The sequence below is a fragment of the Eggerthella lenta DSM 2243 genome (assembly GCF_000024265.1).
Classification (GTDB): domain Bacteria; phylum Actinomycetota; class Coriobacteriia; order Coriobacteriales; family Eggerthellaceae; genus Eggerthella; species Eggerthella lenta.
This window is the reverse complement of the sequence record NC_013204.1, coordinates 2,986,677-3,002,607: the sequence shown is the minus strand read 5'-3', so window position 1 is coordinate 3,002,607 and position 15,931 is coordinate 2,986,677. Positions and strand designations below refer to the sequence as shown.

General features: G+C 63.1%; 13 protein-coding genes and 1 pseudogene. 12 read left to right on the top strand and 2 right to left on the bottom strand.

Annotated features, from left to right (window positions below):
* The first annotated feature begins 214 nt into the window (after positions 1-214).
* The 8 genes from ELEN_RS12875 to ELEN_RS16575 all read left to right on the top strand — a co-directional run bounded on the left by ELEN_RS12875 (position 215) and on the right by ELEN_RS16575 (position 8,166).
* The gene (locus ELEN_RS12875; RefSeq protein ID WP_009306688.1) at positions 215-1,138 is read left to right on the top strand and encodes a substrate-binding domain-containing protein; all 924 of its coding nucleotides are present in this window, start codon (positions 215-217) and stop codon (positions 1,136-1,138) included.
* An 87-nt stretch (positions 1,139-1,225) separates the two neighbouring features.
* Positions 1,226-2,086 (top strand): phosphate ABC transporter permease subunit PstC, encoded by an 861-nt coding sequence (pstC, locus tag ELEN_RS12870; protein WP_009306687.1) that lies wholly within the window; start codon positions 1,226-1,228, stop codon positions 2,084-2,086.
* A complete protein-coding gene (pstA, locus tag ELEN_RS12865) occupies positions 2,086-3,054 on the top strand; it encodes a phosphate ABC transporter permease PstA (protein ID WP_009306686.1) in 969 nt (322 codons plus the stop codon). The genes pstC and pstA overlap by 1 nt, the downstream gene beginning before the upstream one ends.
* The gene (gene pstB / locus ELEN_RS12860; RefSeq protein WP_009306685.1) at positions 3,047-3,916 is read left to right on the top strand and encodes a phosphate ABC transporter ATP-binding protein PstB; all 870 of its coding nucleotides are present in this window, start codon (positions 3,047-3,049) and stop codon (positions 3,914-3,916) included. Before pstA ends, pstB begins: the two co-directional genes overlap by 8 nt.
* A 210-nt stretch (positions 3,917-4,126) precedes the next feature.
* Positions 4,127-4,819 (top strand): response regulator transcription factor, encoded by a 693-nt coding sequence (locus ELEN_RS12855; RefSeq protein WP_009306684.1) that lies wholly within the window; start codon positions 4,127-4,129, stop codon positions 4,817-4,819.
* Between the two features lie 8 nt (positions 4,820-4,827).
* Entirely contained in the window at positions 4,828-6,234 is a 1,407-nt protein-coding gene (locus tag ELEN_RS12850) for a sensor histidine kinase (protein WP_009306683.1), read from the top strand.
* A 180-nt stretch (positions 6,235-6,414) separates the two neighbouring features.
* A complete protein-coding gene (locus ELEN_RS16580) occupies positions 6,415-7,467 on the top strand; it encodes a GGDEF domain-containing protein (protein ID WP_227110066.1) in 1,053 nt (350 codons plus the stop codon).
* Between the two features lie 9 nt (positions 7,468-7,476).
* Complete coding sequence (locus ELEN_RS16575) at positions 7,477-8,166, top strand: nucleotidyl cyclase domain-containing protein (protein WP_233946796.1); 690 nt, start codon at positions 7,477-7,479, stop codon at positions 8,164-8,166.
* Between the two features lie 100 nt (positions 8,167-8,266).
* On the opposite strand, the pseudogene ELEN_RS16570 reads toward ELEN_RS16575, so the two are convergent.
* Together ELEN_RS16570 and ELEN_RS12835 are read right to left on the bottom strand one after the other, a co-directional pair.
* A pseudogene (locus ELEN_RS16570) lies at positions 8,267-8,359 on the bottom strand (helix-turn-helix domain-containing protein); the annotation flags it as partial.
* 4 nt (positions 8,360-8,363) lie between these two features.
* Positions 8,364-8,606 (bottom strand): helix-turn-helix domain-containing protein, encoded by a 243-nt coding sequence (locus ELEN_RS12835; protein ID WP_226844170.1) that lies wholly within the window; start codon positions 8,604-8,606, stop codon positions 8,364-8,366.
* A 536-nt stretch (positions 8,607-9,142) separates the two neighbouring features.
* Here ELEN_RS12835 and ELEN_RS12830 point away from each other — a divergent pair.
* The 4 genes from ELEN_RS12830 to alaS all read left to right on the top strand — a co-directional run bounded on the left by ELEN_RS12830 (position 9,143) and on the right by alaS (position 15,412).
* The gene (locus ELEN_RS12830; RefSeq protein WP_009306679.1) at positions 9,143-10,483 is read left to right on the top strand and encodes a replication-associated recombination protein A; all 1,341 of its coding nucleotides are present in this window, start codon (positions 9,143-9,145) and stop codon (positions 10,481-10,483) included.
* Positions 10,484-10,588: 105 nt separating this feature from the next.
* On the top strand, positions 10,589-11,350 hold the full coding sequence (locus ELEN_RS12825) for a hypothetical protein (protein ID WP_009306678.1): 762 nt from the start codon (positions 10,589-10,591) through the stop codon (positions 11,348-11,350).
* A gap of 32 nt (positions 11,351-11,382) precedes the next feature.
* Positions 11,383-12,672 carry an AI-2E family transporter gene (locus tag ELEN_RS12820; RefSeq protein ID WP_009306677.1) on the top strand — a complete coding sequence of 430 codons (1,290 nt, stop codon included), beginning with the start codon at positions 11,383-11,385 and terminating at the stop codon, positions 12,670-12,672.
* A 103-nt stretch (positions 12,673-12,775) separates the two neighbouring features.
* Positions 12,776-15,412, top strand: a complete 2,637-nt coding sequence (alaS, locus tag ELEN_RS12815) for an alanine--tRNA ligase (RefSeq protein ID WP_009306676.1) — start codon at positions 12,776-12,778, stop codon at positions 15,410-15,412.
* Positions 15,413-15,931: the final 519 nt, after the last annotated feature.

Here is a 15,931-nt window from a genome sequence, read left to right as displayed (position 1 = left end):
TCCAACACGGTTTGAGCGTACGCCTGGCGTGGGTCTTGCGTCGATCTAGCGCCGGCACGAAAAAGACGGCCTCTCGAAACTTTACAGACTTTTGACCGGCATCCGACACGGTTCTGATGCTCCGTCTTCATCATGTTCCTTGCAGCGGGCCTCCGATGCCCGCGCTTCAGCGGAAAGCAATGCGCTCGCAAAGCGCATCGAAGGAAGGAAGAAGATGAAGAAGCGTTTGGCAATGGCGGTGAGCGCGGCGGTTCTGGCGCTGGGACTGTTCGGGCTGTTCGGCTGTGCGTCGGGCAACGGCGATGGTGCGAGCGGCGCAACCGACGGAGGAGCGTCGGCTTCGACCAGCCCGTCCGGCGAGGTCTCGGTCTATTCGCGCGAGGACGGCTCCGGCACGCGGGGTGCGTTCATCGAGCTGTTCGGCATCGAGGAAAAGGATGCCAACGGAGACAAGGTTGATCTGACCACTCCCACGGCCGCCATCACGAACTCCACGTCCGTCATGATGACGTCCGTGGCGGGCGACGCGAACGCCATCGGCTACATATCGCTCGGTTCGCTGAACAACACGGTGAAGGCGCTCAGCATCGACGGCGCCGAAGCTACGGCCGAGAACGTGAAGAGCGGCACGTACAAGGTGGCCCGTCCGTTCAATATCGTGACGAAGGACGGCGTGTCCGATGTGGCCCAGGACTTCATCGACTACATCATGAGTTCCGACGGTCAGAAGGTGGTCGAGGAGAACGGTTGCATCTCCGTTGCCGACAACGCGGGCTCCTATAAGGCTTCCGGCAAGTCCGGCAAGATCGTCATCGCCGGTTCCTCGTCCGTAACCCCGGTCATGGAGAAGCTGGCCGAGGCGTACAAGGCTCTCAATCCCGACGTCGCCATCGAGGTCAACCAGTCCGACTCCACCACCGGCGTGAACATGGCCACCGAGGGAACCTGCGACATCGGCATGGTCTCCCGCGAGCTCAAGGACTCCGAGAGCGGCGTGAAGGCCACGGTCATCGCCCAGGACGGCATCGCGGTTATCGTGAACCCGGATGCCTCCATCGACGAGCTTACGTCCGACCAGGTGAAGGGCATCTACACCGGCGAGCTGACCACGTGGGAAGATGTTGTTCCGTCGGCTTAACAGCCGCCGGAAGCGCTCGACGCTGCGAGGCGCCGATGCACCCCGCCTCGGCGCCTCTCGCTGACATAGCCAGACCAAGGAGTGTACATGTTCCACCTGCACATCAAAGAGGGCATAGCGAAGGCGCTGTTCGTGGCCGCCGCGGGGATATCGGTCCTCGCGGTGGCTCTCATCTGCGTCTTTCTCTTCGCGAACGGCGTGCCGGCCATCGCGCAGATCGGCCTTCCCGAGTTTCTTTTCGGCACTACGTGGCGTCCCGCCAACGATATCTACGGCATCTTCCCGATGATCGTGGGCAGCATCTACGTGACCGCCGGCGCCATCCTGGTCGGCGTTCCTACGGGGCTTTTGTGCGCCATCTTCCTGTCGCGGTTCGCCAGCGGCAAGATCGCGGCGTTCCTCAAGCCGGGCGTAGAGCTCTTGGCGGGCATCCCGTCGGTTGTCTACGGCTTCTTCGGCCTGGTGATGATCGTGCCGTTTATTCGCGACAATATGCCGGGCCGCGGCCTGTCGCTTCTGGCCGCTGCCGTACTGCTGGGCATCATGATCCTGCCCACCATCATCACCGTTGCGCAGAGCGCGCTCGATGCTGTGCCCAAGAAGTACTACGAGGGTGCGCTGGCGCTGGGTGCCGATCACGAGCGCTCGGTGTTCCGCGTTATCGTTCCCGCCGCCGTCTCCGGCATCATGGCCGGCATCGTGCTGGGCGTGGGCCGCGCCATCGGCGAGACCATGGCCGTCATCATGGTGGCCGGCAACCAGCCCATCGTTCCCGAGAGCATCTTCGAGGGCGTGCGCACCATGACCGCCAACATCGTGCTGGAGATGGGCTACGCGGCCGACCTGCACCGCGGCGCGCTCGTGGCCACGGGCGTGGTGCTGTTCGTGTTCATCCTGCTCATCACTATGTTGTTCAACGTTATCAAGAAGCGGGGTGAGACGAGGTAATGAGTCCCAAGCTGACGATCGCCTACGAATCGGTCGACGCCTCCCCGGCGCCCGCCGCCAACCCGGGCGATCGGATCGATGCGATGTTCGAAGCGGCGGAAGAGCGTCATCGCGCCGCACGCCGCGTGGTTTCCATGCTGCTGCGAGCGCTGGTGTATCTGGGCGCGCTGCTGACCACGGCGGTGCTGCTGTTCCTGGTGGGCTACATCCTGGTGAACGGCGTGCCGTACCTCACGCCCAGCCTGTTCGAGTGGGAGTACAACTCCACGAACGTCTCACTCATGCCGGCGCTGGTGAACACGCTGCTGATGGCGGCCCTCTCGCTGCTCATGGCGGTGCCGGTGGGCGTGGGATCGGCCATCTACCTGGTGGAATACGCGCCGCGCGGCAGTCGTTTCGTAGCTGTCGTGCGTACCACCGCCGAGACGCTGCAGGGCATCCCGTCCATCATCTACGGCCTGTTCGGCATGTTGTTCTTCGTGACGGCGCTGCATTGGAACCTGTCGCTTTTGGCGGGTGCCTGCACGCTGGCCATCATGGTGCTGCCCGTGGTCATGCGCACCACCGAGGAAGCGCTGCTGGCCGTTCCCGACGCGTACCGCGAAGGCGGGTTCGGTTTGGGCGCCGGCCGTTTGCGCACGGTGTTTCGCTGCGTGCTGCCTTCGGCCGTGCCCGGTATCCTGGGCGGCGTGATACTGGCGCTCGGCCGGTGCGTGGGCGAGGTGGCTGCGCTCATTTTCACGGCCGGCTCCATCGCCCAGATCCCGAACTTCGCCGGCGAGGGCGCCATGGCGGTGTTCGATTCCGCCCGCACGCTGGCCGTGCACATGTACGCGCTGGCCAGCGAAGGCCTGCACGTGAACGAGACCTATGCCACGGCGGTGGTGCTGCTGGTCATGGTGGTGCTTCTGAACCTCCTGGCCACGTTCGCCGCCAAGAAGATGAACAAGGGAGGCACCTATGACTAACGTCACGCTTGAGAGAACCGCTCCGACCCAGAACGCCCCGGCTACCTACATGCCCCAGGCGCAGGGTCAGGCGGCCGACCGCCGCATCAAGGAGAAGGCGCCCGTCGACGCGCCCGCCAAGATGGGCGTGCGCAACCTCGATCTGTACTACAAGGATTTCCACGCGCTGAAGGGCATCGACCTGCAGTTCCCCAAGAACCAGGTGACGGCGCTCATCGGCCCGTCGGGCTGCGGCAAGTCCACGCTGCTGAAAAGCCTCAACCGCATGAACGACCTGGTGGAAGGCTGCCGTATCGAAGGCGAGATCACGTTGGACGGCGAGGACGCCTACCGCTCCATCGACGTGAACAATCTGCGCCGTCGGGTGGGCATGGTGTTCCAGCAGCCCAATCCGTTCCCCATGAGCGTGTACGACAACGTGGCCTTCGGCCCGCGCACCCACGGCATCAAGAAGCGCGAGGATCTGGACGCCATCGTGGAGCAGAGCCTGCGCGACGCCGCCATCTGGGACGAGATGAAGGACCGCCTGAAGAAGAACGCGCTCGGGTTCTCCGGCGGCCAGCAGCAGCGCCTGTGCATCGCGCGCGCGTTGGCGGTGCGCCCCGAAGTGCTGCTGATGGACGAGGCCACCAGCGCGCTCGACCCCATCTCCACCGCTAAGATCGAAGACCTTGTGGGCGAGCTCAAGAGCAAGTACACGGTGATCATGGTGACGCACAACATGCTGCAGGCGCTGCGCGTGTCCGACAAGACCGCGTTCTTCCTGCTGGGCGAGATGGTGGAGGCCGGCTCCACCGACGACATCTTCACGAACCCGGCCGACCCCCGCACCGCCGACTACGTGGCGGGAAGGTTCGGCTAGGTCGGAGCGTTGTCATCCTGAGCGCAGCGCCGAAGTCGCGGCCTGTCATCCTGAGCGGAGGCGGCAAAGCCGCGTTCCCTCAGGATGACAAAGGGGCTTCCTTTCGGCTTTACGCAAATTTGACGTTGCCGCAAGCCCGTGGTTTTTCCTCCTGCTTTACAATAGGCTCGACGGCGGCGAAAGCGCGCTGCCGGCCGAAAGGACCAACCCATGATCTACTACGTTGAAGACGATACCAACATCCGCGACCTCACGGTGTACGCTCTCAAGCAGGCCGGATTCGAGGCGGCGGGCTTCCCGGCGGCGGGCGAGTTCTTCGCCGCGTGCAAGGAGCGCCTCCCCGAGTTGGTGCTGCTCGACATCATGCTGCCGGAAATCGACGGGCTCGAGATCCTCCATATGCTGCGCGAGAACCCGGCGACCAAGCATCTGCCCGTGATGATGCTCACGGCCAAGGGCACCGAGTTCGACACGGTGAGCGGCCTCGATGCCGGCGCTGACGACTATCTGGCCAAGCCTTTCGGCATGATGGAGCTGGTCAGCCGCGTGAACGCGCTCATGCGCCGCGCGTCGGCGCCTCCCGTCATGGCCGACGACGAGCTGTCTTGCGGTCCTATCGAGCTATGCGTGTCGGCTCACACCGTGCAGGTGGGCGGCGAGCCCATCACGCTCACGCTCAAGGAGTTCGACCTGCTGCACACGCTGCTGCAGAACCAGGGGCACGTGCTGTCGCGCAGCCAACTGCTGGAAGACGTGTGGGGTATGACGTACGTGGGGGAGACGCGCACGGTGGATGTGCACGTGCAGACGCTGCGCCAGAAGCTGGCCGCGGCGCAAGAAGGGGCCGACGCCCTCGTTCGTACGGTGCGCGGCGTGGGCTACTGCATCAAACCCTCCTCGTGAGCGCGCGCATGAGCCCGACGCATTTCAAGGTTAAGAGCCTGTCCGGCAAGATTTTCACGAGCGTGCTCGCGTTCACGTTGGCCGTCATCGTTGCGCTGTCCGTGACGATGACCACCATCTACTACCTGTCTTACGAGCACGACGCTGAAACCGAGCTTGCGGCCAGTGCCCAGGATGCGGCGCGCTATCTGAACGCCACTCCGTCGTCCGAGAACGCTCCCGCGCTGAAAGAGCAGTTCAGTGGACTGACGCGCTACACGCTCATCGATGCGGACGGCACGGTGCTGTTCGACAGCGCCGCCGACACCGATGCCATGGACAACCACGCCGACCGCCCCGAGGTGCAGGAAGCGGCAGACATGGGCGAGGCCGTCACCATGCGCTACTCTGAAACGCTGGGCACCGACACCGTGTATGCGGCGGTGAAGCTGGACGACGGCAGTATCGTGCGCCTGTCCGAGACGCGGCATTCGCTGCTATCGTTTCTCAGCGAGATGCTCATGCCCGTGCTCATAGCGCTCATCGTGGCAGTGGCGCTCGTGTTCCTGCTGTCGAAGATACTTACGAGCCGGATCATGAAGCCCATCGACGCGCTCGATTTCGCGAACCCCTTGGACAATGAGATATACGAGGAGATGGACCCGCTGCTCATCCGGATCGACGAGCAACAGCGCCAGCTCAAGCAGCAGAACAGCGAGCTGGCCGAAGCCGAGAACATGCGCCGCGATTTCTCCAGCAACGTGAGCCATGAGATGAAGACGCCCCTGCAGGTGATATCGGGCTACGCCGAGCTCATGAAGAACGACATGGTGCAGCCCTCCGACCGCCAGAAGTTCGCCGCGCTCATCTACGACGAGGCGCAGACCATGCGCTCGCTGATCAACGACGTGCTGACGCTGTCGAAGCTTGACGAGTCGGCCTTCGAGAACGACGGTGCGACGGCCATTAACCTGTACGCGGTGGCGCAGCGCGTGGCCGGGAGGTTGTCCAGCTTCGCGGACGACCAGGGCGTGCGCGTGCGGGTGGAGGGCGCGTCGGCGTGCATCGCGGGCAGCGAGACGTTGGCCGAGGAGATGCTGTACAACCTCATCGAGAACGGCATCCGCTACAACCACGAAGGCGGCCTCGTCACCATGAAGGTGGGCTCCGAATGCGTGGAAGGCGGGCTCGCGAACGCCGCGTACCAGACGGTCGTGCGCGTCAGCGACACGGGACCGGGCATCCCGGCCGAGTTGCACGACAAGGTGTTCGAACGCTTCTTCCGCGTGGACAAGAGCCGTTCGAAGGAAACCGGAGGAACGGGACTGGGTCTGGCCATCGTCAAGCATGCGGTTATGTACCACGGAGGCGTTATCGAGGTGGAGAGCGCCGAAGGGCAGGGCACCACGTTCGTGCTGCGTTTTCCCAGCGCTTGACCTCTCGGCTACTATCGAGCATGCACGGCTTTTTGCGCCCTCTCCGGAGGGCGCTGCCGTTCTTCTGGAGCTTGCGATCGGGCGCGCACGTTACTGAGAATATCGCTATACTAGGACGCAATACCAGTAACCGCGAAGCGCAAACGCCGGCATGTCCGTTACCGTGAACGAAGGCTCTCCATGGCTGAATACAACGACGATCTGAACTATCCCGATCCGTTCTACATCTCGGACATCGAGACGTACGAGCTTCTGCACGTGAACGAGGCGGGCCGCCGGCTTTTCAAGGTGCCGCTCGATGCCGATCTGGAGGGCGTCAAGTGCTACGAATTCCTGCAAGGGCGCGATGAGCCGTGTCCGTTCTGCACGAATCATCTGCTCAGCGTCGAGAAAAGCTACGTGTGGGAATTCACGAACCCTTTGACGAACCATCGTCATCTGCTGAACGATCGTCTGATCAACTGGGGTGGGAAGCTGGTTCGTCTTGAGGTGGGCTTCGACCTCACCGATCAAAAAGAAGAGGGTATGCGCTTTCGGAACCTGCATCGCAACGAGGAGGTCATCCTCGAGATCGCTAACGATCTGTATCGCGAGACCGATCCGGAGCGCGCGTCCGTGCGCATGCTCGAACGGTTGGGCGAGGAGCTTGGAGCCGAGCGTTCCTATCTGTTCTCGGCTCGCGGAGAAGGGTTCAGCAATACGCACGAGTGGTGTGCTGACGGCATATCCTCCCAGATCGAAAGCCTTCAGGATATGGACTACCGTTTGTTCGAGCGGTGGCTCGACCTGTTCGGTCGGGGGGAATGCGTGCTGATCGAGGATCTGGACGCCATCAAGGGCGTTGTCGATCCTCGGGAGTACGAAACGCTGCACGTGCAGGAGATCGCCAGTCTGGTCGTCGCACCCATCGAACGCGACGGGCGTCTCGTGGGCTTCCTCGGCATGGACAACCCTCCGGCCGACCAGATCCGCGACATCGCGCCGCTGCTGCGCACGTTGTGCTACTTCTACAGCATGACGTTGCAGCGTATCGAAAACGAGCGCCAGCTGGTGGCGATGAGCTATCACGATTCTCTGACCGGGCTGTACAATCGAAACCGCTACAACGAGGACGTGCGGCGCCTTGAGAAGCTGGCGCGCCCGTTCGGCGCGGTTTTTCTCGATGTCAACGGCATGAAGGAGATCAACGATCGCGGCGGCCATGCTGAAGGCGACCATCTGTTGCAAGCATGAGCTCAGACGATGCAGCGCGTTCTCGGAGAGGTTGCGCGGCTGTACCGTGTGGGCGGCGACGAGTTCGTGGCCACGGTCGTGGATACCGACGAAGCGGGCTTTCGGTCGCTTGTGGAGCGGCTGCAGAAAGCGTTCGACGAAGTTCCGTCGTGCGAGGTGGCTATCGGCGCGCAATGGACGCCGCGATCGAGTGAGATCGATAGAACGTTGTTCGATGCAGACGAGGCGATGTACCGCGATAAGCGCCGTTTCTACCAGAACAGGAGCACGTCGGACGTAGCGCCTTCTCGACGTGCTCGCGGCGACCGCTTCGACGAGCGCGAAAGGGCGAAGGCGCGAGATGTCGCGCAGGAAGGCACGCTCATGGAGCTGCTGGGCATCGGGTTCGCTCGTCATAGGTTGGATGAAGCTTTCACAACTCTCGAATCCAATGCTTGCTACAGTTTGGTGACGGGCGACGACGAGGAGGGGCGTCGAGCCGTCGGTGCGTTGGCCAAGGAGGCTCGCGAGGCGGGCGAGCGAGGCTTCGCCGGAACCGTGTGTGTGAATCGCGGCGGCGTTCCCGCACGGGTGCGAGTTTCAGGCGCTTTTGCAGAAGACGAGGCCGCGGGAGGTGCGGTGGCGCTCGCGTCCTACGTCGATGTCGAAGATGCGCTTGCGTCCATGGGAAAGGAAGCCTACAAGCCCTCGAACAGCTGACCCAGCGTCACGCCCAAGCCGAGCGCGACCTTCTCCATGAAGTCGATGGTGGCGTTGCGGTTGCCCGCCTCCACCTTGCGAGGTACGACCGTCCTACGCCCGTCATGAGCGCAAGCTGCTCCTGCGTCAGATTGCTCTCCTCGCGAAGCGCCCGGACGCGCTGTCCGAGGAGTATCCTGGTTGCTCGGGTCAAAAGGCTACAACCCTTTGAAGAATTCTTCCAAGGAAAGGCCGAGACCCTTGGAAATCTTCTCTATGCATTCGAGGCTCGGGTTTCGCTTCCCGCCTTCGATTTTTGCCAGGTAAGAGCGCTCGACGTTCACCATCAGCGCAAGCTTCTGCTGCGAGAGCTTCTGGCTTTTACGCAGTTCTCGGATTCGGTTGCCGACGAATGTTCTCGTTTCCTGTGACATGCAATCAGGGTATCCGGTGTCAAACACGCAATTGAGTTCTATGGAACCCAAAAGCGGACAATCGGGCTCGCCCTATGACGATGCGGATTGCGAAAAGAGAAGCCCTTGCTTGAAGTGCGCGGATAACCGCAGAGGAACATGCCGTTTACGAGCGTGGAAAAAGCCCTACCCCCGGCCAGAAGGATGAACCCACCTTAAAAGGTGGGTGCTCGCAGCCCGCTTCCTGGCTTTCGTGTCAACGGACACGAATCCCCATTTCACGCGCGATCTTGAGCTCCCTCATGTATCAGCATCGGTCCATCGCAAAGTATGGCTTCGAGGGCAGGACCTGCTTTTGAGTATATGGGTAGCATCGTTAAAATAAAGACTTGACATCCGGTTGTTTCGCCGATTACACAACCCGGTCTTCTACATGCCGAGCGGCTGCGGATCGAGCGACGGAATGCGAGGACGGGAGCGCGTTGTCGCCCGAAGGCCTCGTTTTCGGGCGCGATTCCGAGTTTTTCGGCCTACAATGCAACGTCCGCTAGGCAAACAAGCGTTCGCATGATACGATATATGGCATGGATACCTTATTTACCGAAATGGAAAACGAGCGGAAGTCGGAAGTGGCGCCCTTGGCAGTGCGCATGCGTCCGCGCACGCTTGAAGAAGTGGTCGGCCAGGACGAGGCGGTGGGCCCCGGCTCGTGGCTGCGCAACGCCATCGAGCAGGACCAGTTGAGCTCGGTCATCCTGTTCGGCCCGGCGGGCACGGGCAAGACCTCGCTCGCGCACGTCATCGCCGAGACGACGAAGGCTACGTTCGTGGAGGTGTCGGCCATCGGCGGCACGGTTTCGGATCTGCGCCGCGAAATCGATGCCGCCGACAAGCGCCTGTCGGCGTTCGGTTTGCGCACCATCCTGTTCGTCGACGAGATCCACCGCTTCAACCGCAGCCAGCAGGACGCGCTGCTGCACGCCGTGGAGGATCGCGTGCTGGTGCTGGTGGGAGCCACAACGGAGAACCCCTTCTTCGAGGTTAACTCGGCGCTGATCAGCCGCTCGCGCGTGGTGGAGCTGCACGGGCTGTCCGACGAGGAGATCGTCAGCCTCGTGGAGCGTGCGCTGGCCGACGAGCGCGGCCTGGGCGGCCGCTATCGGTTGGATGCCAAAGCGCGCGACGCCATCGTGCTGCTGGCGGGCGGCGACGGGCGCGCGGCGCTCACCACGTTGGAGCTTGCCGCTGGTATGGTGCAGCCCGGCACCTCGAAGAAGCCCGCGAAGATCACCGAGGACAACGTGCGCGCGGCCACGCCGCATCGCTCGCTGCCCTACGACAAGAACAAGGACATGCACTACGACGTCATCTCGGCGTTCATCAAGTCCATGCGCGGCAGCGACCCCGATGCCGCGCTGTACTGGCTCGCCCGCATGATCGATGGGGGAGAAGACCCGAAGTTCATCGCGCGCCGCATGTTCATCGCTGCGTCGGAGGATATCGGCAACGCCGATCCGCAGGCGCTGCTCATCGCTGAGGCCGCGTTCAAGTCGGCCGAGGTCATCGGCTATCCCGAGTGCCGCATCAACCTGGCGCAGGCTGCCATCTACCTGGCGCTCGCGCCCAAGAGCAACGCGGCGGAGGCGGGCATCGATGCCGCGCTGAACGAGGTGCGCAACGGGCCGTCTCGCAACGTGCCCGACCATCTGCGCGATCGGCACCGCCCCGGATCCGAGAACTACGGCGAGTACAAGTATCCGCACAGCTACCCCAGCGGCTGGGTGAGCCAGCGCTACCTGCCCGACGGTTTGGAGCGCGGCTGCTTCTACCGGTCGAGCGATCGCGGTTGGGAGGCCTACCGCAGCGACACGTTCGCGCGAGACCGTCTGGATTCCGGAGAAAACCCCACGTCGCGCGGAAGGTAACCGATTGTCTACTCCTGTGGAAGCAGGGTGAAAAGTTGACCTCGGCCTGTATATCATCCAAGGTGCTCGTGCTATAGTAATGGCTTCGGAAACAGGAGGCATACGGTGGATATCAGCGAAATTCTCAGCATAGCGTTGCCGGTGGTCTATGTGATCGTGGGCGCGGTGCTGGTGTGGCTCGTCATCGAGCTTGTCATGACCGTGCGCAAGACACGCAAGACGGTCGACGATCTGCAGAGGCAGGTCGAGCCTACGCTGGCAAGCGTGGAGCGTATCACGGCGTCGCTCGAGCCCGTCGCGGCGAAGGTGGATCCGCTGGTGGAGCGTGTGTCGCTGACGGTCGATGCCGCCAACCTCGAGATCATGCGCGTCGATCAGATTCTCGAAGACGTGAACGAAATCACCGACTCGGTGGCCTCGGCCGTCGAAGCGGTGGACACGGTGACCAATGCTCCGGTGGAATTGGTGAACAACGTGACCTCGCGTGTGCGCAACGCGTTCAAGTCGCGCCGCGCCAGCGACGAGTCGGTTGCCCTCGGCCAGGCGAAAGCCGAGCGCTCCGCCTCCCATGGTGCGAACGGAAACGGCACCGAAGTGCCCGTTTCGACCGCCGACGTCGTCAAGGGCGTGGTGACCACCTCGGTCGCGGCCGCGAAGGAGGCCGTTGCCGACCAGCGCGAGCAACGCGCCGAGCAGCGTGCCGAGCGAGACGAGAAGGCCGAAGCCAAACGCGTCGCCGCCGATAAGACGTCCGAAGTCGCCGCCACCATGGCCGATGCCGTGGCTACCGCCGCGAACGCCGATGCCGCAGCTGCGCAGCAGTACTTCACGTACGACGCAGACGAAAAAGCGAACCAGGGCAAGTAACGACAGCATACACGGCACGAAAGGGCGACTCGGTGGAGACTCCCAGCTCCGAAGCGACGAAAACCGACAAAGCGAAGCGAAGCTTTCTCATAGTCTGGACGATCGTGGGCGGCATTCTGCTCACGGGCGTTCTCGTTTACCTGTTCAATATCTTGAGCGTGCCTATCGGCATCGTCATCTGGTCCATCGTCATCGTATTCTGCCTGCGAGGACCGGTGAACAAGCTGGAGAAACTGGGCGTTCCCCGCGTGGCCGGCACGACGATCGCCTACGTCCTGATGTTCGTTGTTCTGGCTTTGGTGGGGCTTCTCATGTTCTCGCCGGCGTTCGGCGTGGGCGACCAGTTCACCAACCTCATCGAGAGCATTCCGGGCTACGTTCAGACCATCGCCGGGTGGGGCAACGACCTGTACACGCGCTACGCCGACGTGCTTCAGAACGACACGGTGCAAACGTGGATCAACAATGCGCTGGACGCCATCGTCTCATGGGCTTCGACGTTCGCCCGCGATAGCGCCAACGGCGTGGTCGCCATCGGGACGGGTCTGGTCAACACGTTCGTTGCGCTCGGGTTTGCGCTGGTGGTGGCTTTCTGGATCCTCATGGAGCTTCCGCAGCTTGGACGCGAATGCATGCGCCTCGTCAACCCGAAGCGCCACGAGGATCTGGAAATGCTGCACGTCACGTTCACGCGCGTCATGGGCGGCTACATCAAGGGCACGCTTTTGCAGTGCGCCATCATCGGCGTGGGCTGCGTCGTTCTGTTCGGCGCCATCGGCATCCCGAACTACGCGGCGCTCGGCGGTATCGCCGGCCTGTTGAACATCATCCCCATCGTGGGCCCGTGGCTCGGCGGTGCGCTTGCGGCCATCGTGGGCGTGTTCGTCAGCCCCTGGATCGCGGTCATCGCGCTCGGCGGCACCATTGCCATCCAGCAGATCGTCTATACGTTTATTTCGCCGAAGATCATGGCGAACTCGGTGGACGTTCATCCGGCGCTCACCCTCATCGCTTTGATGGCGGGCTCCGCTATAGGCGGCGCTATGAGCGGCTTCACGGGCTCGCTTGTGGGTATGTTGGCTTCCATTCCCGCCGTCGCGGTTGCGAAGTCGGTTTTCGTGTATTATTTCGAAAAGCGCATGGGGCGGCAGCTGGTAAGCGCAGACGGCGTGTTCTTCCAAGGCACCACCGCCTCGGACGGCACGCTCGATCCCATCGCCGATGCCACGTCGCCGCATCCCGACATCTCGGCGGCGTTCGAGCGCGTCGAGCAGCGCAAGGCCGAGGCCGATCAGAAGGCGCAGCATCGTAAGAAGCGTTGATCGGGCTTTGTTGGCCTGAGCGCGTGGGGGCGTGCGGGCGCACGTCGTTAGTGGAGCAGCGGGTCGTGCGAGGCGGCCCCCGAGGAGATAGAAAGACACGACTATGAAGTACATGACCAGCGCGGAGATCCGCGAGAAGTACCTGAGCTTTTTCGAGGAGAAGGGCTGCAAGCGCTGGCCCTCGTCATCGCTCATTCCCGACGACCCGTCGTTGTTGCTGACGAGCGCCGGCATGGTGCAGTTCAAGCCGTATTTCCTGCAGCAGAAGCACCTTGAAGCCCCCTACATCGGCACGACGACGGTGCAGAAGTGCGTGCGCACGAACGACATCGACATCATCGGCACCACGGGCCGTCACCAGAGCTTCTTCGAGATGTTGGGCAACTTCAGCTTCGGCGAATACTTCAAGGAGGAGATGTGCGCGTGGGCGTACGAATTCTCCACCGAGGTGCTGGGCCTGCCGGCCGAGCGCCTGTACTTCACCGTGTATCTCGACGACGACGAGACCATCGAGATCTGGAAGAAGCTGGGCGTGCCCGACGACCATATCTCGCGCCTGGGCGAGGATGACAACTTCTGGCGTGCCGGGCCTACGGGCCCCTGCGGCCCCTGCTCGGAGATCTACTTCGATCAGGGCGAGGACTTCGGCTGCGGCAGCCCCGACTGCGCGCCTGGTTGCGACTGCGACCGCTTCCTGGAGTACTGGAACCTCGTGTTCACCCAGTACGACGGACAGGAAGACGGTACGTTCGTGCCCCTTCCGAAGAAGAACATCGACACCGGCATGGGCCTCGAGCGCATCGCGGCCATCCTGCAGGGCGTCCAGTCCAATTACGAGACGGACGTGCTGCGCAGCCTCGTGGCGGTGGGCGAGAAGCTGACCGGAACGACGTACGGCGAGGACGCGGCCATCGACCTATCGCTGCGCATCATGGCCGATCACAGCCGTGCCGTGGCATTCATGATCGCCGACGGCATCCTGCCCTCCAACGAAGGCCGCGGCTATGTGCTGCGCCGTCTGCTGCGTCGCGCCGTGATGAAGGGCCATCTGCTGGGCCTCGACAAGCCGTTCCTCAACGATTACGTCGACGAGATCGTGAACCTCATGGGTCACGTGTACCCTGAGATCGTGGAGAACCGCGAGCTCACGCGGCGCGTCATCCTGTCCGAGGAAGAGCGCTTCGGCTCAAACCTGCGCCAGGGCCGCGCGTTCCTCGACGAGGCGCTGGCCGAGCTCGAGGGCGAGGTGCTGCCGGGCGACCGCGCGTTCACGCTGCACGATACGTACGGCTTCCCCGTGGAGGTCACGCGAGAGCTGTGCGACGAGCGCGGCATCGAAGTTGATATGGAAGGCTTCGGCCGCTGCATGGACGAGCAGCGCGAGCGCGCTCGCGCTGCCAATACGAAGGACGCCGAGGCGGCCTGGTCCACCTATGGCGGCGTGATGAACGAGATCCTCGAGGCCGTGGGTCCCACCGAATTCCTCGGCTATACGAAGAACGACGCCGAAGCGCGCGTGCTGGCGCTCGTGAAAGACGGCGTGCAGGTGGATGTGCTGGAGGCGGGCGACGAGGGTCGCGTGGTGTTGGACGCTACGCCCTTCTACGCTGAGAAGGGCGGCCAGATCGGCGACGCCGGCGTGCTTGCGAAGGACGATGCCATCGTGGCGGTCCTGGACACGAAGGAGCCCGAGAAGGGCCTGATCGCGCACACCGTGAAGGTGGAGAGCGGTCGCTTGAGCGCGGGCGATGCCGTGCATGCCGCCATCGACGTGCCGCGCCGCGAGCGTATCCGCCGCAACCACACCGCTACGCACATCCTGCATTGGGCGCTGCGCGAGGTGCTGGGCGATCATGTGAAGCAAGCGGGCAGCTACGTCGCCGACAGCCGTCTGCGCTTCGACTTCACCCACTTCGAGGCCATGACGGCCGAACAGATCGCCGAGGTGGAGCGCCTGGCGAACCAGAAGATCATGGAGAATCATCCCGTGCGCGCCTACGAGACGTCGCTCGCATCGGCACGCGAAGCCGGCGTCATGGCGCTGTTCGGCGAGAAGTACGGCGAGTTCGTGCGCGTGCTCGACATCGAGGGCTTTTCGCAGGAGCTGTGCGGCGGTACCCACGTTTCGGCTACGAGCGAAATCGGCTTCGTTAAGATAACCTCCGAGACCAGCGTGGGCGCGAACCTGCGTCGCATCGAAGCCGTGACCAGCTTCGACGCGCTTGCGTACATGAATCGCGTGGAGGCTGAGCTCAAGGAGGCGGCCGAGTCTTTGCGCGTGCCCCTGTTCGACGTGAGCGAGCGCACGGCATCGAACATGAAGACCTTGAAAGACCTGCAGACGAAGCTGAAGCGTGGGCGCGAGGCCGTGGCCGACGACGGCATCAACGCCTTGCTCGAGACCGCGCAGACGAGCGCTGCGGGCTATCCGGTAGTGTTCGGCCGCATGCCGGAGGCCGATGCGGGTCAGATGCGCAATATGTGGGATGTGCTGCGCGCGCGTCTGGGCCAGCCGGGCGCCGCGGTGCTGGCCACGGAGAAAGACGGCAAGCCCACGCTGTTGGCGGCCGGCACGCCGGAGGCGGTGGAGGTGGGCTTCGACGCAGACGCCGTCATCAAGGCGATCTCGGGGAACATCAAGGGCGGCGGCGGCGGAAAGGCCGCCATGGCGCAGGCCGGCGGCAAAGACGCCTCGGGCATCGACGCGGCCCTTCAGGCTGCGCGCGACATGCTGCTGTAGGGTTGTTGGCTGGGCGCCGTGCCGAGGGGTGCGGCGCCCAGGCGGTCCCGAGCTCGCTCGAAACGTCCACAGGACGTTTCGACTCGATGGGTGCGGCGTCGCGAAGCGAAGCGTGACAAGTCCCGAAGGGGAAATCTCGCGGCGCACCCCTCGGCACGGCGCCCGAGGCGGTTCTTCCGCTGGGGGCACCGGCTCTGCGAGCGGCGCTTCAACCTGCGGGGCGTCTTTTTCGGCGGCTTCTCCGTGAATCGGAGAAGCCCTTTTTTCATCCTGGGGAGTGATCATGCTGCCTCGCTTGCCTCTTCGGGACGCGCGTGACCGTCTTGTCGTCTTCGTCAACCTGGGGCGTGCGAAACGGATCGAGAAATCCTATTCGGTCGTTTGGCGGGTTGATTTTGGCAAGAATTTCGAGGTAGGTAAAAGTTACATATATCTAACTTGGCTAAAAGCGAGCGTGTGAGAAAACCGACCAGGTGTTTTGCGCATAAGTTACGATGCAAAGACGGTCTTCTGGCGTCC